This window comes from Virgibacillus proomii (genome assembly GCF_900162615.1).
GTDB classification, from domain to species: Bacteria; Bacillota; Bacilli; order Bacillales; family Amphibacillaceae; genus Virgibacillus; species Virgibacillus proomii.
Window position 1 is genome coordinate 89,526 of sequence record NZ_FUFN01000007.1, and the last position, 24,758, is coordinate 114,283.

General features: G+C 34.4%; 24 protein-coding genes, 1 pseudogene and 1 riboswitch. Of the genes and pseudogenes, 12 read left to right on the top strand and 13 right to left on the bottom strand.

Translation table 11 applies throughout. From position 1 onward, the window contains the following. Positions 1-71 precede the first annotated feature (71 nt). On the bottom strand, positions 72-437 hold the full coding sequence (locus BN1066_RS00510; RefSeq protein WP_077317543.1) for a 1-acyl-sn-glycerol-3-phosphate acyltransferase: 366 nt from the start codon (positions 435-437) through the stop codon (positions 72-74). 875 nt (positions 438-1,312) lie between these two features. On the opposite strand from BN1066_RS00510, the gene BN1066_RS20030 reads away from it, so the two are divergent. The 7 genes and pseudogenes from BN1066_RS20030 (at position 1,313) to bioB (ending at position 7,313) form a co-directional block, all read left to right on the top strand. Then, positions 1,313-1,456 carry a hypothetical protein gene (locus BN1066_RS20030; RefSeq protein WP_179104246.1) on the top strand — a complete coding sequence of 48 codons (144 nt, stop codon included), beginning with the start codon at positions 1,313-1,315 and terminating at the stop codon, positions 1,454-1,456. Between the two features lie 92 nt (positions 1,457-1,548). Continuing rightward, positions 1,549-2,772 (top strand): zinc-dependent alcohol dehydrogenase, encoded by a 1,224-nt coding sequence (locus BN1066_RS00515; RefSeq protein WP_077317544.1) that lies wholly within the window; start codon positions 1,549-1,551, stop codon positions 2,770-2,772. Positions 2,773-2,806: 34 nt separating this feature from the next. Further along, positions 2,807-3,910, top strand: coding sequence for a class II aldolase/adducin family protein (locus BN1066_RS00520; RefSeq protein WP_143695711.1), 1,104 nt, complete (start codon positions 2,807-2,809; stop codon positions 3,908-3,910). Positions 3,911-4,573: 663 nt separating this feature from the next. Further along, a complete protein-coding gene (locus BN1066_RS21120) occupies positions 4,574-4,750 on the top strand; it encodes a YetF domain-containing protein (RefSeq protein WP_179104247.1) in 177 nt (58 codons plus the stop codon). A gap of 307 nt (positions 4,751-5,057) precedes the next feature. Then, on the top strand, positions 5,058-5,873 hold the full coding sequence (gene lgt, locus BN1066_RS00530; RefSeq protein ID WP_077317545.1) for a prolipoprotein diacylglyceryl transferase: 816 nt from the start codon (positions 5,058-5,060) through the stop codon (positions 5,871-5,873). A gap of 68 nt (positions 5,874-5,941) precedes the next feature. Then, positions 5,942-6,017: pseudogene (locus BN1066_RS21125) on the top strand (YqzL family protein); the annotation flags it as partial. 303 nt (positions 6,018-6,320) lie between these two features. Beyond that, entirely contained in the window at positions 6,321-7,313 is a 993-nt protein-coding gene (gene bioB, locus BN1066_RS00535; protein ID WP_077317546.1) for a biotin synthase BioB, read from the top strand. Positions 7,314-7,440: 127 nt separating this feature from the next. Here the strand turns inward: bioB and BN1066_RS00540 are convergent, their stop codons facing one another. The 3 genes from BN1066_RS00540 to BN1066_RS00550 all read right to left on the bottom strand — a co-directional run bounded on the left by BN1066_RS00540 (position 7,441) and on the right by BN1066_RS00550 (position 10,105). Then, on the bottom strand, positions 7,441-8,532 hold the full coding sequence (locus BN1066_RS00540) for an oxidoreductase (protein ID WP_077317547.1): 1,092 nt from the start codon (positions 8,530-8,532) through the stop codon (positions 7,441-7,443). A 408-nt stretch (positions 8,533-8,940) separates the two neighbouring features. Next, complete coding sequence (locus tag BN1066_RS00545; protein ID WP_077317548.1) at positions 8,941-9,630, bottom strand: copper homeostasis protein CutC; 690 nt, start codon at positions 9,628-9,630, stop codon at positions 8,941-8,943. A 259-nt stretch (positions 9,631-9,889) separates the two neighbouring features. After that, positions 9,890-10,105: a DUF3784 domain-containing protein gene (locus tag BN1066_RS00550; RefSeq protein ID WP_077317549.1), complete on the bottom strand. Its 216-nt coding sequence runs from the start codon at positions 10,103-10,105 to the stop codon at positions 9,890-9,892. A 246-nt stretch (positions 10,106-10,351) separates the two neighbouring features. Continuing rightward, a riboswitch (TPP riboswitch) is annotated at positions 10,352-10,451 on the top strand. A gap of 126 nt (positions 10,452-10,577) precedes the next feature. Here BN1066_RS00550 and tenA point away from each other — a divergent pair. Next, positions 10,578-11,270, top strand: a complete 693-nt coding sequence (gene tenA / locus BN1066_RS00555) for a thiaminase II (protein ID WP_077317550.1) — start codon at positions 10,578-10,580, stop codon at positions 11,268-11,270. 766 nt (positions 11,271-12,036) lie between these two features. On the opposite strand, the gene BN1066_RS00560 is transcribed toward tenA, so the two are convergent. Next, positions 12,037-13,038, bottom strand: coding sequence for a D-alanyl-D-alanine carboxypeptidase family protein (locus BN1066_RS00560; RefSeq protein WP_077317551.1), 1,002 nt, complete (start codon positions 13,036-13,038; stop codon positions 12,037-12,039). Positions 13,039-14,093: 1,055 nt separating this feature from the next. Between BN1066_RS00560 and BN1066_RS00565 the strand changes: the two genes are divergently transcribed. Further along, a complete protein-coding gene (locus tag BN1066_RS00565) occupies positions 14,094-14,645 on the top strand; it encodes a GNAT family N-acetyltransferase (protein WP_077317646.1) in 552 nt (183 codons plus the stop codon). A gap of 592 nt (positions 14,646-15,237) precedes the next feature. Here the strand turns inward: BN1066_RS00565 and BN1066_RS00575 are convergent. Beyond that, positions 15,238-16,563, bottom strand: a complete 1,326-nt coding sequence (locus tag BN1066_RS00575) for a 6-phospho-alpha-glucosidase (RefSeq protein ID WP_077317553.1) — start codon at positions 16,561-16,563, stop codon at positions 15,238-15,240. 25 nt (positions 16,564-16,588) lie between these two features. Next, positions 16,589-18,196, bottom strand: a complete 1,608-nt coding sequence (locus tag BN1066_RS00580) for an alpha-glucoside-specific PTS transporter subunit IIBC (protein WP_077317554.1) — start codon at positions 18,194-18,196, stop codon at positions 16,589-16,591. A gap of 468 nt (positions 18,197-18,664) precedes the next feature. Between BN1066_RS00580 and BN1066_RS00585 the strand changes: the two genes are divergently transcribed. Then, the gene (locus tag BN1066_RS00585; protein ID WP_077317555.1) at positions 18,665-19,417 is read left to right on the top strand and encodes a MurR/RpiR family transcriptional regulator; all 753 of its coding nucleotides are present in this window, start codon (positions 18,665-18,667) and stop codon (positions 19,415-19,417) included. Between the two features lie 64 nt (positions 19,418-19,481). After that, a complete protein-coding gene (locus BN1066_RS20035) occupies positions 19,482-19,649 on the top strand; it encodes a hypothetical protein (protein ID WP_179104249.1) in 168 nt (55 codons plus the stop codon). Between the two features lie 976 nt (positions 19,650-20,625). On the opposite strand, the gene BN1066_RS00590 is transcribed toward BN1066_RS20035, so the two are convergent. The 6 genes from BN1066_RS00590 to BN1066_RS00615 form a co-directional block, all read right to left on the bottom strand. Then, a complete protein-coding gene (locus tag BN1066_RS00590) occupies positions 20,626-20,790 on the bottom strand; it encodes a sugar-binding domain-containing protein (protein WP_077317556.1) in 165 nt (54 codons plus the stop codon). A gap of 521 nt (positions 20,791-21,311) precedes the next feature. Next, positions 21,312-21,488 carry a hypothetical protein gene (locus tag BN1066_RS20040; protein WP_179104251.1) on the bottom strand — a complete coding sequence of 59 codons (177 nt, stop codon included), beginning with the start codon at positions 21,486-21,488 and terminating at the stop codon, positions 21,312-21,314. A 142-nt stretch (positions 21,489-21,630) separates the two neighbouring features. Continuing rightward, positions 21,631-21,906, bottom strand: coding sequence for a YolD-like family protein (locus tag BN1066_RS00595; RefSeq protein WP_179104252.1), 276 nt, complete (start codon positions 21,904-21,906; stop codon positions 21,631-21,633). Between the two features lie 1,105 nt (positions 21,907-23,011). Continuing rightward, positions 23,012-23,680, bottom strand: coding sequence for a Panacea domain-containing protein (locus BN1066_RS00605; RefSeq protein WP_077317559.1), 669 nt, complete (start codon positions 23,678-23,680; stop codon positions 23,012-23,014). Between the two features lie 148 nt (positions 23,681-23,828). After that, positions 23,829-24,143, bottom strand: a complete 315-nt coding sequence (locus BN1066_RS00610) for a YolD-like family protein (RefSeq protein ID WP_143695712.1) — start codon at positions 24,141-24,143, stop codon at positions 23,829-23,831. After that, positions 24,143-24,358: a hypothetical protein gene (locus BN1066_RS00615; protein WP_077317561.1), complete on the bottom strand. Its 216-nt coding sequence runs from the start codon at positions 24,356-24,358 to the stop codon at positions 24,143-24,145. The genes BN1066_RS00610 and BN1066_RS00615 overlap by 1 nt, the downstream gene beginning before the upstream one ends. Positions 24,359-24,536: 178 nt before the next feature. On the opposite strand from BN1066_RS00615, the gene BN1066_RS00620 reads away from it, so the two are divergent. Beyond that, complete coding sequence (locus BN1066_RS00620) at positions 24,537-24,752, top strand: hypothetical protein (RefSeq protein WP_077317562.1); 216 nt, start codon at positions 24,537-24,539, stop codon at positions 24,750-24,752. Positions 24,753-24,758: the final 6 nt, after the last annotated feature.

The window sequence follows — 24,758 nt, forward strand, 5'->3', positions numbered from 1 at the left end:
ATAATCAACGAAGAGAGATAGAGCCGATGTATTTAATTCATTTACATTTATACCTAGTCCTATTATTATTTTTATTGGTGTTTGATATCCTTTTCAAATCCTAACGATACAACAGGTAGTATAGAGACACTGGATTTACATGCGAAAAATGCAACTCCTTTTTTAGGTTTAATTATTTCTCCATTCCTGCAACCATCTTTCTTCTGAAAAAAATTTCTAATTATTTCTCCGCTATCAATCACCTTTAGAGCTCTACGAACAGGACGTATAACAATCCCTCTTTGTCGGTTAACCGGAATAGCATGGACTGCAGAAAAGAAAAATACCCCTATTTGCGAAATATTTTGCTTTTGCCATAAAATGAATTTTTCTTTTAAGAATACATGGGAGGAATAGGGAATCATAATGCTTATATGGTTAGCGGCTACAATAAACACTTTAAATCCAGGATATTTTGCTTGCTAATAACTTCAACCCGGAAATTTGAATGAATAAATAATTTTGCGATTGGTTTTAATATTGCATATAACATTTTATAGATACTCACCTTTAGCTTTTTGTTTGTAAAATAAAATTTGAATTTTTTAATGACTTGTTAGTTCTAGTATCCATTCTTTAAAATCTACAATACGTTGATGTTTAGGAGTTTTTTTGGTCCCAGTGATAATCATTGGTGTAAGTGAGTCATCTTATGTAGAGAAACGTGTCCGCTACCTTCAAGATGGGTAGGGAAATGTTCTCCAATGAATTCATACCCAGTTTTGTATCGACAATAAGATATCAACCTTGATAAGAATGAAGAGCACCGTATAATCTTGCAAGTGCGTCAGGATAATTACCATATTCAATTCTGTTTTGGTCGTTAATAGAAAGATCCATTACGGAAAGTCTCCAGTTACTTCCCAATTCTGTTGGTATTGATCTGTATATTTTCCATTCAGTTGAAATGTTAGGTTGCTATCTGATTCTCAGCTAAAACATGATTTCTACTATTGTCTTTCCAGGCTATAAAACCAACTCTAGGATCTACGTGGGCGTAGAAAAACCATACCAGTTAATCACGGCTAAAATCAGATCTAAACCTATAAGCATTATAACCAATTTTTTCATCATACAACTATCAACCTTTTAGGAGATTTTCTATCGTTCAAATCTCTAATAGTATGGTTAATAATTGTACTTTTATTTATCGACTTACAGAAACTTAAATTACATGTATATAAAAAATCGTTTTTGTGCAAATTATTGAAGATTGGACTAAAAACTAAAACATCTATGTAAATATATTCTTATAAGAAGGAGTCTTTAATAAATGATTCAATTTGTTAAGGGTATTGCTGCAAACGTACATCAATTGATTAAGGCGTTAATTGAATTTGATTATGATGAGGCTTTGAAAGAAATGGAAGAGAAAAGTATTAATCAAGAAAATCCTTATTTAAATGATGATAAGTAATGATTTCCACTTTATAGTCAAATCTTAATTAATTAGAAGTTCATTTGGAAAACATACTGTTATTTAGTTGGTAAATGAACGAGGTGATATGGTTGAAAGAGTTGAAATTCGATTATACGTTACCACGCTATGCTTTTAGTAAAGTAGCAGGAAAATTCATGCTTTCCCAATATTGGAATTCAAAGTTTTCATGTTTACGATTTGGTGAAGGACCAGAACCAAAGCTTCCGAATGAAAACTGGGTAAAGGTGAAAGTGAAGCTTGGAGGTATTTGTGGGAGTGATCTTAATCTCATCTTTCTACATGATAGCCCGGCAATTTCATCGTTTGCTTCGTTCCCGTTTACCATTGGTCATGAAATTGTTGGTGAAATTACAGAACTCGGTGCTCAAGTAAAGCAACTGAATATGAAGGAACGGGTTGTTATTGATCCCATTCTTTCATGTGAACCAAGAGGGTATTCTAACCCTTGTCCGGCATGTCGTAAAGGGAATTTCAGTTTATGTGTGCATAAAGCAGAGGGAAATATAGCACCAGGTTTATTAATTGGTTCCTGCAGGGACACAGGTGGTGGATGGAGTTCCTATGTCGTTGCTCATAGGAGCCAGGTATTTAAACTCCCTGATGAAGTAGATGATTTAAATGGCGTCATGGTTGAACCTTTTAGCTGTGCCTTACATAGTGTTTTACAAAATCCTCCAAATAAAAAAGATACTGTTCTTGTGATCGGAGGAGGCGTGATTGGAATATGTGTAATCGCAGCTATCCGTTCACTAAATATAGATTGTAAAATTATTGCTTTGGTTAAACATGATATTCAAGCGGAGTTTGCTTCTAAATATGGGGCAGATGAAATTATTTTCTTACGTAAATCATTGTATACCAAGAATTTAGCTGAATCCCTTAGTGGAAAGGTGTTAAAGCCAATATTTGGTCCAGAAGTAATACAAGGTGGGGCTGATATTGTTTATGAATGTGTTGGAAGAAAGCAAAGTATCAATGATGGACTCCGTTTTTCGAGAAGTGGTGGAAAAGTTGTACTTGTAGGGCTTGCTGGAATTATTGATGGTATTGATTGGTCGATGGTATGGCTTAATGAGTTGGAAATCAAAGGAAGCTTTGCTTATAGTACAGAGGATTATCAGGGAAAGAGACTAAGAACGTTTGATATTGCAATCGGGTTAATGCGTCAAGGAAAGGTTGATCTTTCTTCATTAATTACACATCAATTCTCTCTTGAGGATTTTAAAACTGCTTTACATACAGCTGCAAATAAAAAAACTCGTGCAGCAATGAAAGTGGTATTTGAACCATAACATAAACACAATGACAGAATAAGGAGGAATAAAATTGAATCAATTCACAATAACAGGGAACACAAGCAGTCCTTTTATTACATGGTTTATGGAAGGATTAAAGGATAAATTTTCGGCAGAAGGATACGAATATTGTCAAGAACCGGTAGATAATATCAGAGTTGTATTTAATATTCTTGACAAGGAAAAACCACGTCCTTTTCGCCGTAAAGCACAAGCAACATTTGTCATTTCGGTTATAGAAAGACATTTAGACAAACAGGAAATACAATCGAACAATAATTTTGAAGCTGCTTATCCCTATTTAATAAGGTCCTTATCAAACCATTTAATTTATATCCTACATAATCAAAGTCAAACATATATTTATTTTGTTACACCGGAACAAGGTTTTTATAAATTAGAGTATGAACCAGAAGAGACGGAGTCTTTCTTCCAAAAAGTTTACGAAAGGTTAGAACCTGTCGCCTCTTCTCAACTAGTCATTAATAATAACTTTAACGAAAATCTCCATGAAAGTTTATGGAATGGAAATAGGCTAACTGAAAAAATGTACTTATCCGGTAAGAAATTGGATGATATGAATCTTCTGCCTGCTCCGTTTCCCCTGGAGAATTATTTGACCTCACGTGATATGCGGCAGTTAAAAAAATTATACGGAATCGGTGGTTTGAGTTACGGTAATCTGAGTAGCAGGGAAGATGAGAAGAATTTTTGGATGAGTGCAAGCGGTGTTAATAAAGCGAATATGCGCAATATTGGGCAGGATATTTTATATATAACTGGGTTTAATGAGGGGAGTAATGCAATGGAAATTAGTGTTCCACCTAACATTACCCCAAAGAGAGCCTCTGTAGATGCGATTGAACATTGGATGATTTATAAAGAACATCCTGATGTAGGAGCGATTGTTCATATCCATGCATGGATGGATGGTATAAAAGCAACAGAGGTTAATTATCCTTGTGGAACCATACAATTAGCCGAGGCGGTATCGGACTTAGTACGCAATGCGGATTATCCTTCGAGGGCCGTCATTGGGTTGAAGAATCACGGTCTTACGATTACAGGTCATGATTTGGATGATATTTTTGAACGTATCGAAGGAAAAGTCGTCCAACAAGTACCTATGGTCTAACAGTGTTTTTATGTGAATTTTAATGAACATAACAATTACCATGATTATAAACTACGGAACAGGTTTCCAATAAATGTCTTAGGGGTGCGCCGAGTAAATATGTTTGATTAATAAATAAGGATTTAAGTAGCGACGTTACCACGATATATGAAAAACTGACAGAAATGGGGCGATTCCTTCAGCTTCCATAAATTTCTTTGTCTATCGTGGTAATTCGTTACAATAATTACATATTCCTTGGTTACTGATCACTCTAAGCCTTGAGGAAAAGTGGACAACAAAGGATAACGTCTGCATAGTAGTATGGTTATAGTCTTTTGATAGAAAGTATTATATTGGCTGAAAGCATGCATTTATCTTAGTATGAACCCATCTGTATACAATTAAGGTGTGTCTTATATGTTAAGTTTTATAGGAACGTTGAAACTATTGCCATTCGATTTACGGGTAAGTCAGCATTAGCCCACGACTTTTTTATCACGGTAGCTGGTAAAGGGGATTAAACAAGCCTTAATCGGAATTGGAATCGTTATACTCATACATATAGTTTTATCAAAACTAAACTTTAATAGTATTTTTAATCGTTTTGTTATCGGTGAACCGGCAATTTTGAAATTAAATACGGAAAACTAGTTAAATCGAATTTCAAAAAATCATTTTCCTTTGTCAGAATCAAGTATTAGAAATAAAGGGTATCTAGATATCATTGATAATCAATATGCAATTCTTGAACCAAATGGTGAAATTAGTGTTTTGGCGAAAGAAGATAGCATGCCTGTTACTCCTAAAATGTTAGATCAACAAGTGAAATATAAAGGATTACCTATTACTGTCTATTGAAGGTAAGGTCCAGCTACACAACTTGAATTTGATTCAAAAAGATGAACATGGTTAAGGTGAGAACTAAAAGCTACTGGGTACTTTAGATTGGATGACGTTTTTTATGCTACCGTTCTAGATATGGATCATTCTTTAAGATAATGGAAAGGGATTCTTGGAGAAAATTCAAGTCAATAGTACTGTATGAACCATTCAGTACCAAACACTATAAAATATGGGAATATCTGAAGGTAACTCTTCTAAGTATTTAATTTATAATCAAATTTTAATTGGATAAGGTATCCATATAATATCAAGGAGTGGCTATATGAAAACAAATATTGAAGCAATCGACCCAGTTGCAATCGACTTCGGTCCGATACAACTTCATTGGTATGCTGTTATGATAATTTCTGGTGCACTACTTGGCCTGTGGGTCGCCATACGCGAAAGTGAGCGGCGCGGTCTTCCGAAAGAAACCTTTGTTGATCTCGCTTCTATTGGGATTCCAATTTCGATTATATTTGCACGAATTTATTACGTTATATTCGAATGGGAATATTATGTGGATCATCCTGGACAAATTATTGCCGTCTGGGAAGGCGGACTCGCTATACACGGTGTATTGATCGGAGCAATGTTAACAATGATTGTATTTGCAAAGGTACGAAACATTTCATTCTGGAAACTTGCCGACATTTTAGCACCAAGTCTTATTTTAGCTCAAGCAATTGGTCGCTGGGGGAACTTTATCAACCAGGAAGCACATGGTGGCCCGGTGACACGAGAATTTCTTATGAATTTGTATTTACCCGAATTTATCGTGAATCAGATGTACATAGACGAAATGTATTATCATCCTACATTTTTATATGAGTCTTTTTGGAATTTTAGCGGTTTTATCTTGTTGATGTTTCTCCGTCGCTCAAATTTAAGGCAAGGAGAGTTGTTTTTAATATATATTATGTACTACTCGTTTGGCCGTTTCTTTATCGAAGGTATGAGAACGGATAGCTTAATGTTAACGGAAAATTTACGAATGGCGCAATTCATTTCCGTCATACTCATTCTCGCATCGATAATTATTATTTGGTACCGTCGAAAAAAGGGCACGCAGATATCCACTATACAGATAAAAGTATAGGTTAACGTACAGTCTCTCTTTTAGCTGAAAAAATACCATGTAACTCATTATATAAAGGTGGGAGTAGTATGTTTAAATTTGTTTGGAATTTTTTAAACAGGTAATGTCGACATTTACTTGCTCTTTAAAGAACTAGAGAAAGATGAAAAACGCTGTTAATATTAATTATTGTCTCGATTGTGGAAGTTCACAGCTATAAATGAATCAAGCTTTTTTTGAAAACTTAACTTAAACCAATCTTTTCTCAAAATGGATTCTTTTTAATTACTGTAAAATAAGAATTTGTGGGATGCTTTTTGATTAAATAATAACAACTTCAAACCCTTATAACAAAGAAAAAGATATGGCTCTCTTTTAAAAACAATGTTGACATCATCTTACAACTTCATTATTGTTAACATAAATAATATATTGGTTAACAATAATGAAAAGGGCGGGGATGATACATTGTATTATCTATCTTTAGCAAATGAGGTTTTGGAAGGTTATTCATTAACAGAAAAGGAGGCATTATCTATATTGGAATGTCCGGATGAAGATATTTTGCTGTTATTACACAGTTCCTATTTCATCAGAAAACACTATTTTGGCAATAAAGTGAAACTAAATATGATTATAAATACTAAATCTGGTGCATGTCCTGAAACTTGTGGGTACTGTGCTCAATCGCGAGATTCTACACATCCTATCCAAAAATACAAAATGCTAGACAAGGATTCTATCGTACAAGGTGCAAAAAGAGCTCATCAATTAAAAGCTGGCACATATTGTATCGTTGCGAGCGGTCGAGGACCAACTAGTCGTGAATTGAATCATATCTCAAGTGCTGTTCAAGAAATCAAGGAAAAATATGAGTTAAAAATTTGCGCTTGTCTCGGAATACTAAAACCAGGACAAGCGCAACAACTTAAAGAAGCTGGTGTGGATCGTTACAACCATAATATAAATACATCGAAAAATCATCATCCTCATATTACTACCAGCCATAGCTATCAAGACCGCGTTGAAACAATTACGAAAGTAAAAGCCGCACAAATATCTCCTTGCTCTGGAGTCATTGTCGGTATGAAAGAAACAAAACAAGATGTTATACAAATGGCATTTGCTCTAAAAGAATTAGACGCTGACTCCATTCCTGTAAATTTCCTCCATGCAATGGAAGGAACCAAATTAGAAGGTACGGATGAATTGAATCCACTATACTGCTTAAAAGTTCTTTGCCTATTTCGTTTTATCAATCCTACAAAAGAAATAAGGGTTTCGGGCGGACGTGAAGTAAACTTAAGAAGTGTGCAACCGCTTAGCTTATATCCAGCAAATTCGATCTTTATTGGAGATTATTTAACGACAGCTGGGCAAACGGATACGAAAGATTATCAAATGATAGAAGATCTCGGATTTGAAATTGATTATGAAGAAATAGAAGTATCCCGTATGTAGCAAAGCATAGCTTTTACAAAAAAGTTCAGGTGTTTCGTTTTAATGACTACTTTTTTCCCTACTAATTAACTGTCGTAAAAATATAAGCTATACATACATGCTTATACTTTTACGACAGTATTAGACATTACATTTCTAATTCAAAATCCTTAACATATGCTTTTGGTGTCAGAATCGCTTTACCATTAAAAGTGTCTAGTGGTTTCCCTTCTCGAACACGATTTGGTGTATCTGGATTAGCTAGCGCTTGACGAGCAATGGCAATAAAATCTGCTTGGCCTTTTGCAATAACAGCAGCCGCTTTTTTTGGATCGCCTAAGTTACCACAAGCAATGATAGGTTTTCCTGAAAATGTTTTAGCCGCTTCTGACATTGTCATCGTTCCTTCACCAAATCCTGGAGTAGTTGCATCATCGTCTGAAATATGAATATAGTCAACATTCGTTTTTCCCAACTCGGAGAAAATAATTTCTGCATCTTTTTCCCCACCAGGCCACTTGTAGCTTTTATTAGTTGCCTTTAATTGGGAAATTCGAATACCTAAAATCATCGTCCCTCCAATAGCTTTACTGACTTCCTCAATCAGCTCTTTAAGCAATCTAACTCGATTTTCCACACTCCCGCCGTATTGATCGGTTCGTTGGTTACTAATCTCAGACAGAAATTCATCTAGTAAATAGCCGTTAGCTCCATGCAATTCAACACCGCTAAATCCGGCTGCTTTTGCATATTTAGCTGATTGCACAAAGCCCTGTTTTATTTCTTCGATTTCTTCAATTGTCAACTCCTTAGCTTCCGGATAAGGTCCACTTCCATAATATATCTCGGCTTTATCTATTGGTGGAGTAAATGGTGATGGCGCTACAGTAACATCTGTATAGTAATTCCCTTGTGTCTGTGCTCCCCCATGCATTAGTTGAGCAATCATTAATGATCCATGCGATTTCACACTATCAACAATTGGCTTCCAAGCTGCGGCATGCTTCTCGGTCGCTAAACCACCTTGAAATTTATACGCTTGACTATATTTTGTATCAGGGTAGACTCCTTCTGTAATAACTACAGCAAAACCACCTTTGGCAAATCGTTCGTAATAACGGTGTACCCGCTCATTCGGTGTCCCATCCTCAGCAGAACTCACTCTTGTCATTGGGGCTAAAATATACCGATTTTTCAGCACATACGTACCAAGATATCCTTGTTCAAATAGATTATTCATAAGGCTCACCCTACTTTCTTGTAAAATTATAAGAAAAATTTGTTATTTAATTCAATTTTATTGAAAATATTATTACACAAAACAGATTGGTTTACTATTATTTTGCCTAGTAAAGTGAAAGTTTATTCTAAGGGGTTGTTTATCCATGAAGCTAAAAACGAAAGGTATGGCTATCAAAAGCCTTCCCTATTCTTGAAAAAGCAATCCACTCTTTCTTCATGCGAGGTATTGCTATGGAAGCTTCCTTGTCCTCCGAGATATAATTCTCAAGCTTTAGTTTGAAGACTTATTACAAAGTCTTAAATGAGCGAAATACACTTTCTAAATACGCGTTTATAAACAAAGAGCTATCCTATTAATAAAATAAGAATAGCTCTTTTCTTCCCTTTAACCATTTAATTTATTGCTTTAAGACACTTGCATTATCTGTTTGATTTTTTTTATTTTGTCTGCATCAAGCGATTTATCAAATGAATCATTAACTCGTACCCCTGAGCCAAAGTGGAAAGCTTGTGGTTCTATTTGATGATAAACATCTGCAAATGTTTCTGCTCTTAAACCGTGGCCAACCATGATAGATAAATGCGTATCCTTTGCCAAATGAATTAATTGATTAAGCTGAGGAATGGCATCTGGAGCCTTATAATCTCCGCCAGCAGTTAAAATCGTTGTAATTTGGCTATATTTTGCCAAGCATTCTAATGCTTCTAATTGATTACGAGCAAAATCAAATGCACGATGAAATGTCACTTCTAAACCATCTGCTACATCCAATAACTGCTTAATTACTTCCTCATCTACCGTTTGTTCTGGTGTCAAAGCACCAATAACAATTCCATTTGCACCAAGATTTTTTATCATTTCAATATCAGATTTCATTGTCTCTACATCATTTTTATTATAAACAAATGATTGACTATGGGGCCGCACCATAACATTAACCGGAATACTCACAGCCTCCATTGTCTTATTCATTAAACCATAGCTAGGGGTTATGCCTAATTCAGTCATAGCAGGACTAAGTTCAATTCGATCTGCACCAAATTGCGCTGCATCCTTTACATCTGTTAAATTCGTTGCAATTACTTCTAAAAGCATGGATACCCTCTCCTTATAATAATCCTACCTATATCGTACTTGATCCAAAATAGATTTAACAGACCAATTGCATGCAATGTTCACCTTTTCGCACGTTTAAATGAATATTTTTTGAAAAACTAGTGATTTCCTTATTGAAAACCCTTTTTTCTGCCAACCCACCTATCAATAAAGGTATTTTATACTTAGCAAGCTTACTATTAGTGCTATGATAAGCAATCCTAGTAAACCCCATTACACCCAATCGGCAAGATATGTTTCAATGATAGGGCACAAAGATAATAGCTATTCCATAACAGATGAAAAATATACCCATTTCCTTAGCAAGTTGATTTTTGTTCCCTTTAAAAGTTGACTCATCATAACCAGTAAAAAGGATAAGCAGTTTTTTCTTCCAAATTAACCATCCAAACAATAAAAAAATCATCCCGATTAAACTAGATAGAATGTTGGACGGTAAAAATTCCAAGTCCATAGGGGTTTCACTCCTTTGTCATTAACGCTAGCTCTATTGGATTCTAAGACTTTACTAACCCACTCCATAAGAAGTTCAAAAATTCCCTCAGAAACGATATAACCTATTTTTTAGTTTTGAACATATTTAAAATAAAAAAATACCATAGCTATCTATATCGAACTGTTTTTATTATCTAAATTCTTTTACATTTATTTGCTCTTTTCGTTACGATATGGTTTAATTACAAGTATATAGCTAAATATGTTGTTTCACTAGGGGAGCAATTTTAATGCTGAGAGAGGAAACTTGACCCTTTGAACCTGATCTAGTTCGCACTAGCGTAGGGAAGTGGAAATCGTTTGTAGGCACTAAAACGATCAGGATCGCTTACATAACCCATTCCTACTTATCTAGTAAATGGGTTTTTTAATTGCAACAAGTTACCCTCTCCAGCATTAAAATATTATAAGATTGGAGAGGAGCTTAAAACATGCGATCATTATTTACAGACCGTTTATGGAAAAAGGTCGAACCAATTTGGAAGGCCTATTTGGAACACCCTTTTGTCAAAGGCTTAGGCGAAGGTTGGTTGGATAAAGAGAAGTTTAAGCACTGGATGAAGCAGGATTACGTTTATTTAATGGAATATTCTCGTCTGTTTGCTTTAGGAAGTGCAAAAGCAACGGATTTAACAACGATGACTACTTTTGCCAACTTATTACATGGAACATTAAATATGGAAATGGATTTACATCGAAGCTATGCAAGCAAATTTAATATTAGCGCACAAGAACTGGAAGAAACAGAAGCAGCAGCAACAACTACTGCTTATACAAGTTATATGCTAAACGTTTCTCAGCGTGGTGGGGTGGAAAATACAGTTGCCTCGGTACTAGCCTGTGCTTGGAGCTACAATTTTATTGGAAAAACATTAGCAACATGGCCAAATGCTTTAGAACATGAGTTTTACGGCAATTGGGTACAGATGTATTCTTCCGATGAATTTACGAAACTAGCAAACGATTGTATTGATTTAATAAATACGATCGCCAAAGATAAACCGGAGCATGAACTTGCCATTTTAGAGGATATTGTTGTAAAAACCAGCTATTTTGAATATATGTTTTGGGATATGGCAGAAAATAAAGCGATGTGGCCGATTCCTAGTGCCGTAACGGTTTAAACTATCTCCTATATTCTCCTGCCCGATGATGTATGCATCATGAACTTGCTTCTAACTGTTATGTTATAGAAGTTGCAACTGATGTTCATATAATAAATAGCGCAGCGAGTCATATTCTTAATGGCAAACTGCGCTTTTTAATAATCGATATTCATTTATTATCCCATAACAATTCAATTACTGATTAAAAAACCATTCTTGCTAGAGATCACGCAAAACTTTTATTAACAACTAGTTAAACTTAGATTTATTACAGCGAAACTGAACCCAACACTAATATATAGAGCAAAAATGAAAAGCGCTTGATTAGCAACGTACATACTGGAACTTCTGACGAGTAAAGAAAACATGCTCCTGTAACAGAGGTATGCCAGCGCCTGAGGGCAAGTCCGCTTTTTAGTCGTTTAGATGCGAACCAAAGTTGTCTTATAGTACCTATTTTTTCTACTAAATCAACTGTTGATGTTAATCTTGAAATAGAGAATGCCGCTTTGCAAATAGAACCGAATTTAATAAGAACCGTATGGAGCAATCTATTGGATAATACCAGAAAAGCGATTCATCATGATCTTGGTAAAGTTACCTTAAGCGGGAACACTTTATCAACGTACGTCACAATGGAAAAAGTGTGGAAGAAAAGGGCGGACATGTAGACCTCATCAACGGAATATTACATAAGAACTTATCCATTGTGTGCTGATCTTAAAAAACAGACACGTAACATCACCCAATCTATTGTGCTGTTTACGTGTCTTAACTCATTCACTTATTTTGTTAGATATTCCTCAAGTGTAAGATTATTTTCCATGATTTCCTTAGCTGCTTTTTTCCCTACATAACGAATATGCCATGGCTCATATTGGTACTTAGTTATATCCTCTTTCCCTTTAGGAAAACGGATAATAAATCCATAATCTGCTGCGTGCTCTGCTAACCATTTTCCTTCATCTGTATTTGCAAATTCCGTCGTTAAATCAAAATTAATATCCGGGCTTGTTACATCCATTGTTAAGCCAGTTTGATGTTCACTCTCTCCTGGTCGGGCACTAACTAAATTAGCCTCTTTTTCTCCTAAAGACTGCACATTAGAATTAAAGACATTGACTTGCCGATCATAGGAACGATAACCGGACTGTGCATACAATTCGAGCCCCTCTTTTTCTGCAGCAGCAAATAGTTCTTCTAATGCAGGAGCTGCAATGTCACGCATTTTTTTCTTTGGTAAATCTTCCTTAAATGGGAAAGGAACATTAGGCGTAACTAAATCGACTGGAATATAATCTTCCGGCAATGCATTTTCTTTATTAACCAATGCTAATTGTTCATGCGGATTTGCTAAAACATTCGAGCCATCATTGGTTGTTACAGGTTCTGCTTTAGCAGGTAATGCTTTACCCGGCTGATAGCTACTGGTATCTTTCGCAAGCAACTGTTCTATCATCTTGGCAGTTTCCTGGGAATATACACCTGTTACTGATAAATCATGTTGCAGTTGCAAGTCGGTTATTGCCCAAACTGTAGCAGCATCAAACTTCCCACTACTATCTATTTGGTAACCAATTTTTTTTAAACCTTGCTGTAATGCTTTAACATCTTGACCACTGTCTAATTTCTGCAATTCTCCCTCAGGAAGCTGTATATTTTTTCCTTCTTTTTCGCCACCATTTTGTTCCTCTTTTGCTGAGTGTTTATCGCTATCTGCACATGCCGTTGTGAATACAAACACAAATAATAATACGATAAAGCTGATAATATATTTTCGCTTCATTTCTTTCTCTCCCTACAAACGATAAAAAATCTATTAAAAATTTAATTTTACCTAGCTAAACGGTAGTAATTGACACTTCTAAAGTATGGATAATTTTATTATTATTTTAATTTGCTTACCTGCTTGCTTATTATATTTATCCGAATGAATAGTTACTAATTCTTCGGGTTCATCATACATTCTAACTCTATAAATATAGAAAAGCTTAATTATCTTTTAAAATGTAATAACTATTATGGAGAACACCTCGATCCCTTAACTCAATAGATGCTCAGCTAACCTTAAATCGGTTCTTGTAAGTAATAAATGTTAAAGCCGCCTACACTAGAACCTTCGAAAGCATTATATTGGATACTAATATATGCATCCGGTAATTGTTTATTCTCATTGCTGTTTTTCCATCTAAAGATCTTTTAACCTCTAACTGTCCTTGTCATTATACCATCTGCACCAGCGTTTCGTAAGGATTTTTCAATCGCTTATGGATTACTAAGGTTCTATCTTTTTCATAAAGGTTATTGCATGGATTCCTTCCTCCATGACCAGGATTGATCATAACTATGTACCTACTTCAATTTTCAAAAGCGGCTTTCACATCTAAAATTTCTTGTTCAGCACTAAGTTTTGATACTTTCCTTCACATGCAACTGAAATTAAGATAAATAGTAAAAGGGATTTTTTTCATACTGCTCTGCTTCAATAATAACAATTCCTCCTTTCACTGGCATTTTTAACCGTTGATTGCTATTTTTTTAATCCAAATAATATTTTTTAGTCTAGTTCTATTGTTTAGTTTCTAAATAAAAAGCATCTATTTATACTAATTCTTGCATCGTAGTTGCATCTTTACTATAAATAGAATATTCCATCCTCTTATTTTAAAGAATTCGTCTAAGATTATTTATCTTAATAGAATATTTAATCAAACCGTTATTTTATGTTTCAAAAATACATTTAATAAAGGTTTCCGACCTTTTTTGCCGAATAATAAAAATAGAGAATAATATCCATTTAGATCTGTTGATCAATTAAATAGGGAATGGGATTGATGTATGATGCAATATGATAGGGAAAATAAAACAATTACTACGAAAAGGCTATTGTTGCGACTTTTTCAAAAGACGGATGCCGCTACTGTCACTAAGCTTTGTAACAGTTATAATATGTATAAAAATACATTATACTTGCCTTATCCTTATTCCATCGACGATGCTTTATCGTGGATGGAGCAACATCTCGATAATTTTAACGCTAATAAAATATATGAATTTGCTATAACAGATAAAGAAACAAGGAAATTATATGGAGCAATAGCTCTATCTAACAATCAAACATTCAATAATGGTGAAATTGCCTATTGGATTGGTGAAGATTTTTGGGGAAATGGATATGCTACAGAGGCAGCACAAGCTATCATACAGTTTGCATTTGATGAAAATCAATATCATAAAGTATTTGCTCGATACTTTCATTCAAATCTGGCTTCAGGAAGAGTTCTACAAAAATTAGGAATGAGAAAAGAAGGAGTATTAATAGATCATGTAAAGAAAGAAAATCAGTATAAAAATTTAGTATACTATGGAATTATTAACCCTAGAGATTCATAGGACTGCTAACTTACAAACAATTTACAACTCCTATTTTAGAGTACTGATTAAGTTCATTTTACTAATCGGTGAAGGGAACCATATTACCTAGGTTCCCTTTAAACTTAGATTCCAATGAACAAGATTATTACATGGAACTGATTTTACCTTTCCGGCCGTCCAATCCCCCTTAAAAAAATGCTAAAATAAGTCTGTGGCATTAAACAATTGGCTCATTCACTTATACATAAATTTTACAATGGCAAATTAACTTTATTGCTAAAGTTTAATTATATTTAGAAAAACTTGGCTTGTCGCCAAGTCTTTAGCGAAAGCTGTAGCTTTTCTTATACGATAAAGTGAAACTTCATTCCGTGGAATGCTTTTTACACGGAATGTTAGTACCACAAGGGTATGACCTAAATGCCCTTGAACCAATCGGGCATTTAGGTGCCGTTTCCCACTTTGACCCTTTTGTATCAATTCAGGTCTTGAAGTGGGAGTCTTAGGGCACCTTACATGCGGGATAAACCCTAAAATTTTATACTTTTCTATAGTATAAAAAAACGCTGCCCCAAAGTAATGTTCTTTAAGACAGCGTTTCTGCATTTATTTACGATAGTTCTGGCCAATATTCTTTATTGGCTTCATATAAATCATCAAGTAAATCTTTCGCCACTTTCGCACTTGGTACAATTTTGGATAACGTTAATGCTTGCCATAATTTTTGATATGACTTTTCGCACCAAGCATCAACAACCAATTTTTCTACAGCTACTTGTTGTTCCATAAGCCCTTTTTGGAAACGAGGGATTTCTCCCATTACTAGTGGTTCGGGACCTTGACTGCCAACAAGACATGGAATTTCCACCATAGCTGTTGGATCAAAATTACTAATTGCCCCATTGTTTTCCACAATCAAAAGCATCCGCTCTTTCGAATTATAAGCGATCGCACGAGCCAAATCGACGATATAAGAAGCGTGCTCATCAATGTGTAATTGTGTTCCTTCTGCCGTTTGATTGTCAATGATTTTTTGGCATTCGCCAAATACAAACTTTTCACGTCCATCCATAACCTCATTAGCTCGAGTATATTCAGGATTCGAGTGTTCTACTACAGAATCCGGATAGAAATAATATTTTAAATACGTATTTGGCAATGTTGTCGGATCAATCGCATGAACATCTTTTGCTTTAGCAAATGTACTGTTCCAGCTTGCATCGGAATGCTGCTTACTTTCATCTGGAGTAACATAGCCATACTTAGCAACATGGTCGCGAATCTTTGGCAGTAAGTCATTGCCTTCTTTATCACGAATATCAAACCACCAACCAAAATGGTTTAAGCCAAAATATTTCACTTCCAATTCTTTACGGGAGGACAAACCAATTGCAGATGCCATTAATTCCTCAATACCAATTGGCATATCACAAATATTCAATATTTTAGAGTTTGGGCGTAAACGGCGTGTTGCCTCTGCAACAATTGCTGCTGGGTTCGAATAATTTAAAAACCATGCATTCGGTGAATATTTTTCCATGTAATCAATTAGCTCAATTACCGGGCCTATTGATCTCATACCATAGGCAATCCCACCCGGGCCACAAGTTTCCTGACCCACAACTCCATATTTTAATGGTATTTTTTCATCTTGTTCCCGCATCGCATATTTACCAACGCGAATATGTGCCATAACGAAATCAATATGACTAAATGCTTCTTCGGGATCAATCGTTTCTACAAAGTTTATTTCTGGAGCTCTTTCCTTCAATAAGATTCGGCATGCTCCTGCCACAGTCCCTTGTCGCTTCTCATCATTATCATATAATTTTATTTCTTTAATGGGAAATCTGTCTAGGTTTTCTAACAGCATTAAAATGATCCCGGGTGTAAACGTACTGCCTCCGCCAGCGATTGTAATTGCAAATTTTTTCATGTTCATTTTTCCTCCTTGATGTAAGTTAATTTTTCGCTTCGTTAATCATTACTTCTATGGAATCACGGATCTGTGGTACAGAAAGTCCAACAATAACTTGAATGCTCTTGTTATTCCTTACCACCCCGTGCGCTTCCCCATCTTCTTTAAAATACGTATCATCTCGTACTTTATTTGGATCTACTACCGTGACACGTAGTCGTGTGGCACAGTTTGTTACATCCTCGATATTTTTTGCACCGCCAAGCCCTTCCAAATAAACAGCGGCTTTTCGATCATATTCATTATCATATTGTTCAAAATCAGCTGTTCGTGCTGCAGCTGTCTGCTCTTTACTTCTCCGGTAATCCTTTTTCGTGTAAAGCTTTGTTTCACCACTACCCGTTTCACGTCCCGGCATCGGGATATCAAACTTCAAAATTAATAATTTGAATGTGTAATAATAAATAATAATAAAGATAAAACCAATGATAAATTGTGCTACATATACACCCCAGTGATTCCCCATGAGTGGCACCCAGTTGGTTGCAGCAATTTCAATTAAACCGCCACCCATATTACCTACTAGTCCAAATCCATGCATAATCGTTACCATCGTTGCACCTAAAACAGCATGAATGGCAAATAGATATGGCGCAATAAACAAGAAAGTGAATTCAAGTGGCTCTGTAATTCCGGCAAATACAGCTGTTAATGCTGCTGCAAACAATAATGCTCCAACTTTTTTACGTTTTTCTGGCTTAGCCGTATGATACATCGCAAGAGCAATACCAATAGAACCAAACATTTTTATATTTCCTTGTAATAAAAATCCACCACCAGGAAAAATTTCATTTAATCGCTCTGTAGATTGGGAATATTCCGTTAAATGGGAAATCCAATATGATTTCATACCTCCATCAATAACTGCAGGTCCAAATTCAAATGGTGTATAAATAAAATGATGTAATCCAGTCGGTATTAAAATGCGCTCTAGGAAATGGAATAACCAAACACCAACATAACTAGAAGAAGCTAAAAAGTCCTGTAAAGATGCGATCCCATTTTGAACCATTGGCCATACCCAGCTTGTAAGAAAAGCAAGTGGTATCATTACTACGAAAGAAATCATCACAACGAATGGTCCACCCTGGAAAATTCCAATCGATTCCGGCAATTTTTTCTCATAATAACGATTATGAAGCCAAATCACGATACCTGAAATAAAGATAGCTCCAATAATATTCGTATCTAATGTTTTAATTCCAATAATTTCTTTTAAACCACTAGTTCCTCCAACCTCAGCCGCAAAATCGACCCCAAATGCAGGCCCCCAAAGCGTTAATATTCCATTAATAAAATAGTTAAACATTAAATAACCTACTACTGCCGATAGGACCGCACGACCAGGCGCTTTTTTAGCTAACGAGATCGGTAACCCTATAACAAATAGAAGCTCCATCTGTTTAAAAACTGTCCAGCCACCATTTTCAATCAATGTCCAGAATTGGTACCACATACCATCAGGATTGGCAAGATCCCCCATCACTGATTCATTTTTAAAAAGTATAGCTAATCCTACAACAATACCAAAAAAAGGAAATAACAGGACAGGGACGATCATCGCACTCCCAAACCTACGTATTGCATTCAAATTCTCCACCACCTTATTTATAGTTAGTTGAAAATCTTACATGAAGCTAGGAAATGGAAAATGAAGGGATGATAATGACGATTTGCTTCTTATGATTCCGTTTTCATTTCCTAATTCAAGTATAAAAGTGGAATACCTAATACTTCAATACGTTCAAGGCTATTAGGGAAAACGATAACTTGTATGAACGCGTTTTCATTTATTGGGAATTTTCCCAAAGCGTTTTTTATCGGTTAGCGACGACTGACATATGGGAGGAAAAAAATTTGTCTCTACAGGATCGGTTAATTTTTAAATGAATGATTGTCGCTCTTTAAGTTATTAACAGATAGCGAAAAACAAAGAAGCCTTTCTGGAAACGTTCTCGCTTATGTAAGCAAAATGTAAGTATCTCCATACGTTGTATTGATTTTTTATGTCTATGCTATACTTGATATAATACTTATAAATACAAGGCAGGAGTGTCCGATGAGGTTAGAGAAGGTAATTAACGAAAATTATGAAAAATTAAACGAAAATGATCTGCATGTACTTAAATATATATTAAGTCATAAAGATACTTGCTATGATCTAAGTATTAATGAATTGGCAGATGTTTGTTTTGCCTCTCGTTCATCTATTCATAGACTAACCAAGAAATTAGGTTTTAGCGGTTATAGCGAATTTAAAGTATTTTTGAAATGGGAAGAAGAGTTGCAACATCAAGGCGGCAATTTTAGTGAAGTATTAGAAAATGACATAGCAACAACACTTAAAAACTTAAAATCAGTTGACTTTGACAGTATTAGCAAAAAAATATATGAAGCAGACCGAATTTATATCCATGGTACAGGAACAGCACAATTAATGTGTGCTTCGGAATGTCAACGATTGTTTTCCATGGTTCAAATATTTATGATTATCATCCATGATCAGGTAGAGTTTGACACGATGCTTCCAATGATGAAATCTAATGATTTAGTCATTATTATTTCTCTTTCCGGAGATACGCCTTCTATGCTGCCAAATATTAAACAATTAAATGCCAAAGGAATAGACGTTATCACAATTACCAATTTAAAAAATAACAAGCTCGCACAGATGTCGCCGCAAAACATATACGCTACAACAACACCTGAAATGACAAAGAAAGGAGTAGAAATTGTATCGTTTGTTCCTTTTTATATTGTTATTGAGAAAATGTATCGGAAATTTATCGAGTATAGCGAGAAGCAAGCATGATATTCGTCTATTATTTTGTAAAAATTATTCCGCCAAAAGAAATTATTTCTTCTAGGAGAGGTTCTTGTCTGTTTACATTGGACATCTTCTCGTGATTACAATCTGGTTTAATTTCGGTTTTCTATTTTTAGTTCATTTTGGCTTGAACAATGTAGTTGCTGAAGAAATTGGCGATAGTGATAATGCATTTTATTCTGAGATATTTGCGGCTTTATGTTGTACCATATATTAAGAATGAATCAGGGGAATGGTAAATATTATCTTTAAAAAGGCATGAAAATATTATTAAAGATGAGATTAGTGTTTTGACGGAGGAGAATCATTCTAAAGAAGGTTTAATGCCTTTTGCATATCGTGAAACTTACAAGTTTGTTTATACAACAACTACAAACTATGTGGAAATCCGCTTAAAGTAACGGCTGATATTAATTGTACAACAAGTACATGTAGTTATAGGTAACATAGTTACTACTAAAATTGTTACCGTTACGTATGAAACGGCTACAGCAATAGAATGAGTAGTTATTCAATCATCTTTGGGTATTAATTACTTGTCTGCAAAAGCATCTATTAGTCCCATTACTTTTAATTTTAAAAAGGGTCAAAAAGGTATATTGCTTTTTTAAGCTTATAAGATTAAGAAAAATGGCTTTTTTAAGCTCTGGGCTAATCAGGGTATGGGGATGTAGGAAAGGTTAATCAGGATATGTTTGCTTACCAAAATAGTTATCTAGTGGAAAACAGACGGAATAATTTATTTTGCATTCTGAAAAAAATAGATCATCGTAACATTAAAATCCTAACATCCAAATAGTTGAACCTAAATAAATGAGTAGAAAGGAATTGAATATTTCCTTCTTGTCTTCTGGTTTTAGGGTTTCCCACCTTTCTAAGTCAGACTTGGGGGCATTTCCTTTTCCTATACCCCTTCCATTAAACGAATTGTCAAAAGTTCTTTATTAAAAACTTATGTTTTGATTGATTTCATGGCAGTTTTCAACAAAAAACTTGCCTCCCCTAATTTTTTAGATAATTGAGGTTATCACACACAACATCTCAGAATAGAAGTGACAAGTTTGTATCCTCAAACTATAACCTATTTATTAACTTAAGAAAGAATGTTCCTATCAATAAGTCCTATCAAAATTACAAGTGATATTATAAAATCCGGCTTTATAGACGCACTGACACCTTACTTATTTGACCTGTCACCCTTCAGCATTCAAAACTTTCTTAGCAGTAAATTCGTCAATCACTAAAGAATTTATATTTTTACCAGGAATTGCCGCAAGAGTAATATCATTTTTAAATGAGTGAGCAACCACTCCAATCGACCTCTTTTTCTTTAAAAAAGACTCCAATGGTACTCCGATAACATAATTATTTGGTAGTTAACCTTTTCTCCCCTTTCATCAACATTTGTACGAGGATGTGACCAACTACAGCCTTTTTAATGTATTCTTTTCTTTTCGCCTCTCCTAAATAGCCTGTCCGATGCAAACTTGAGTTTTTTTCTGAAAGTGAGCCGAGCTTCCGTTCTCCGTTTGATAATGAATTTACCTAGTTTCGACAATGCAAAACCCCCTTCCCGTTAATTAGGAAAGAGGGCATAAAATACCTCTAGTTTATTCGATTAATGATTTTTTTAAGGTATGACATATAGTAAGATTTACGTTAGTCACATCACCTACAATTACAGTCATATCAATTTAACGCCCCCGGCAGGATTCGAATATAAGCTATAAGTATTGATATATCAAGGGTGTAATTTTTTATGTGTAAAATATGTGTAAAAAATATTTTTGTGTAAAGAGAAGGCATAACAACCTTCTCTTATTACTTATTTTATATTTATCAAATGTAACTTGCAATGAATCTACACCGTATCTATAATCTATAGCCAAAACACAGCCCAACTTAGTGATGCTGCAGATATAAGGAATATGATTAAAATACCTATACCTGACGATTCTTCTTTTTTGTCTTTTGTAGATGTGATCATTACTCCTCCGAACACCGTTAATATAAACGCACCAACTAAAATAGCAATAATTTTTAATATAAATGTCATTAATAAATTCCCCTTTTTATTACGTCTTTTGTCCCCATTCTACTATAAACACGTCACTAAAAGGGAAAGATTGCGGAAACATATTTATGAATTTTTTACTAGTTTGTAAAACTGAAAAAATGAAGGCATAACAACCTTCTCTTTATTCTACATCCACAATAATATTAGCACTTATTTTATGATACTGATAATTACCAACATCAAAAGTAATCATTTTTGTTTCAGGGTTAGCACTTTGGATAACTCCTGTAAACTTTTCATATTTCCCTCTGTTATATGTAGTGATCGTTACCTCATTTTTAAATTCCAGTGCTTCCCCTAGTTTTTCGGACAACTCAACTAGTCTGTCCTCTGTTAAATTTGGCTTGTTACTAGCTGACCTTTTCTTCGTCTTTGGTGGTTTTGGCACAGCAGTCATTTTTATAACCTCCTTAATAAGAACATTTGTTTTCACCACCATTATAGAAGAACGTAGGTTCTTATTCAAGAGTTTTTTATTTTAATATATAAATTGATGCGGATGACTAAGGGAAGAGAACAGCTTCAGTTTCCCGATATTAGTTGCTTAACTAGCTAATTGAAGGGAGAGTTTGGAAAATGAGAAACTGAAGCAGAAGTTAGGGGAATGCGGAGGGACGGTTAAATTCTCCTCCCTCTCATCTAAGTATACCACAAAATCATGAAAATATTACTAATAACTGATCGAACTGTAAAGAAGAAGCACTATTTGAAAATAATTTGCATATAATAATTTAGGGTTAGCTCCGATCCTATTTTATGAGCCCCTTAATTGGGGCTTTTTTTCTAATTCTCCCCGTAAATCTACAGTTAATTTATATTCACAATTATGTGTTTTATTTCATATATTAATTTTATAAACACCCTATACAACTCTATTTAACACCTTCTTTCATTGGGAAGCCCCTCGAATAAGGACTTTTAATCCACATCAATGTTTGCTATTTAAACACTTCTTTCAGTTTATTCTTGTATTGTAACCAAATAATTTCCTTCAGTATCCTATAGAAGTATTTGCACTCTCAACTGATTAAGAAGTTATTTAAGTAAAATACAAAAAAGCCCTTACTACGGGGCTTTTGTTTTTTTAAAAAACTTATTAAATCACAAAAAGTTTTCTTGTCTCACCATTTTCTCAATATATCTAACGGCTTTTACTTCGTTTTTTTGTTTATAAGTATAAAACTTATGTAGTAGCCTATTAAATTCACTAGGAATGATAGGTTTCCTACGTTTATAAATAGATTTATGTAGGTCGTTAAAATATTCTATAGTATATAATTCATCTAATTTCAAAAAAGATGGTTGATCTAGAGGAGGAAAATAGTTTTTTATCTTCTCGTTTGAAGGATAAAGTAACTTTTTCTCCTTCCCTCTAGTCGATGATATGTTAAGAAGATCAAGAGTTCCGTTATTTTTATCTATTACAAGAAAAGGTCTCTTTGCATTACATGGGGCTCCGTTAGCAAACGGAAGTTGAAGAGCTAGTACATGTCCAGGGATAATCAAGATATAATTAGCCCTTGCTCTTTATCCATTGTTACCGTATATACTTCATCTGAACACTTCAACTCTTCCAGTTTTGCTAATGTCTTTTCGTCTAAGCGTATTTCGCTTGAGTTATAATAAAATGTGACCCCATTTACTACTTCGTAATTCATATAATCCTCATTCTCGCTATATGCTTCTAACATTTGTTTTACATTGTTTACATCTTCCATGAACAAACCATCTAACGGCTTAATAACATTTTTTTCTCTCATATAACGCCCAGGTTGATTAGTTTGTGATTCTTTAAAAGGCACTTTCCAACTAACAAACTCATGATTCAACTCTGAAAGTTCTTTCGCATCCATATTACCAAATATTTCCGATGTTAAATTTAAAGTATAATTAACTTCAGGACTATTAAACCCTTCGAAATCCTCAGCTTGATCTATTAGATGATCTAACTCGTTTCTATAAGTCAAGCGTACATCATTAATAACAGTACCGTTTTCATAAGCCCTCATTTCTTCGGGAAATAACAATTTATTGTGTTTCGCGAAATGAATCAGTTGAGCAAAATATAATAACTTCTGCAATTTCATATTGCCATCAAAAGTATCTCTAGGGGAATCAAGTTTATGCTTTATAAACCATTTAGCAATATCAATCGCTCTAACTTCTTCCAAGACTATACCTCCTTAAAAATTCAGATTTTTTTCAAAACAAGTCTATATGCCTATTATAGTATAAATAAGCACCATTTAAAACAACTTTTGTTTAAAATAGTTACTTTCAGATAAGTTTTTTAACTTATTTTTTTAATTTTAAGTGGTTTTAATCTATCCACACATCAATAATATTTTCAAATGGCAGGCGTTGCCCAGCTATGTCTATGTATTTATTTTGCCTATTAATGCTGGTTATCTTGCCTTTAGCTTTATAAAAGTCGTGTTTATCATAATACTTCAATTCAATTGTTAAACCATTTACCAACGCCATCCATAGCTTTTGGTTAATTTCTTCTATTTGTTGTTCGTCTAGTATCGGTTTTTCTTTATGTTCTTGTTCTTTCCATATTTCTTCCAACATTTCAACGTGTTCGGGCATCATGATAGATGTCCATTTAATAGTACCCCGATCATTTACCATTATGCACCAACCTTCTTTCTTACCTTTCCGGCCGATAATATATTTTCCATACTAAATGTTCTTACTTTTCTTCTGTAATAGCAATAGGCTAAAATACTATCTTTGTCGATTCTCAATACACGTATGTAGCGCTCAGTTACTTTGTTTTCACTGTCAATATAAAAGATGATTATCTTTTGTTTACTCTCTATAGACCGTTTAAACAACCCTAACATGATTACACCACCTTAGAACGTTTGTTCCTATAATAACACAAAACGGAACGTTTGTGCGTGTTATTTTATGGAAAAATAAATTTAAAAAAGTTTTGTTTTCCTGTTGACATGCGATAACGCATTTGGTATATTATAGATAGTTAATAAATGCGGTGACGCATTATACGGGGAAAAGAAAATGAGAAACAAAATAAAACAAGAAATTATTAGAATAGAAACTGCTCCGCTTTATGTTGGTGAAACCCTCATCTATGGGGAAAGAAAAATGTCTAGTTTTTTACTGGAAAACATTGAGGGTATTACTGATTTAGGGATGGAATTATATGAAAAGAATCCTAATGCAACTGTTTATCAACTTGCACATAATTCACTAAAATTAGCTTATGGAAATTAAGGAGGA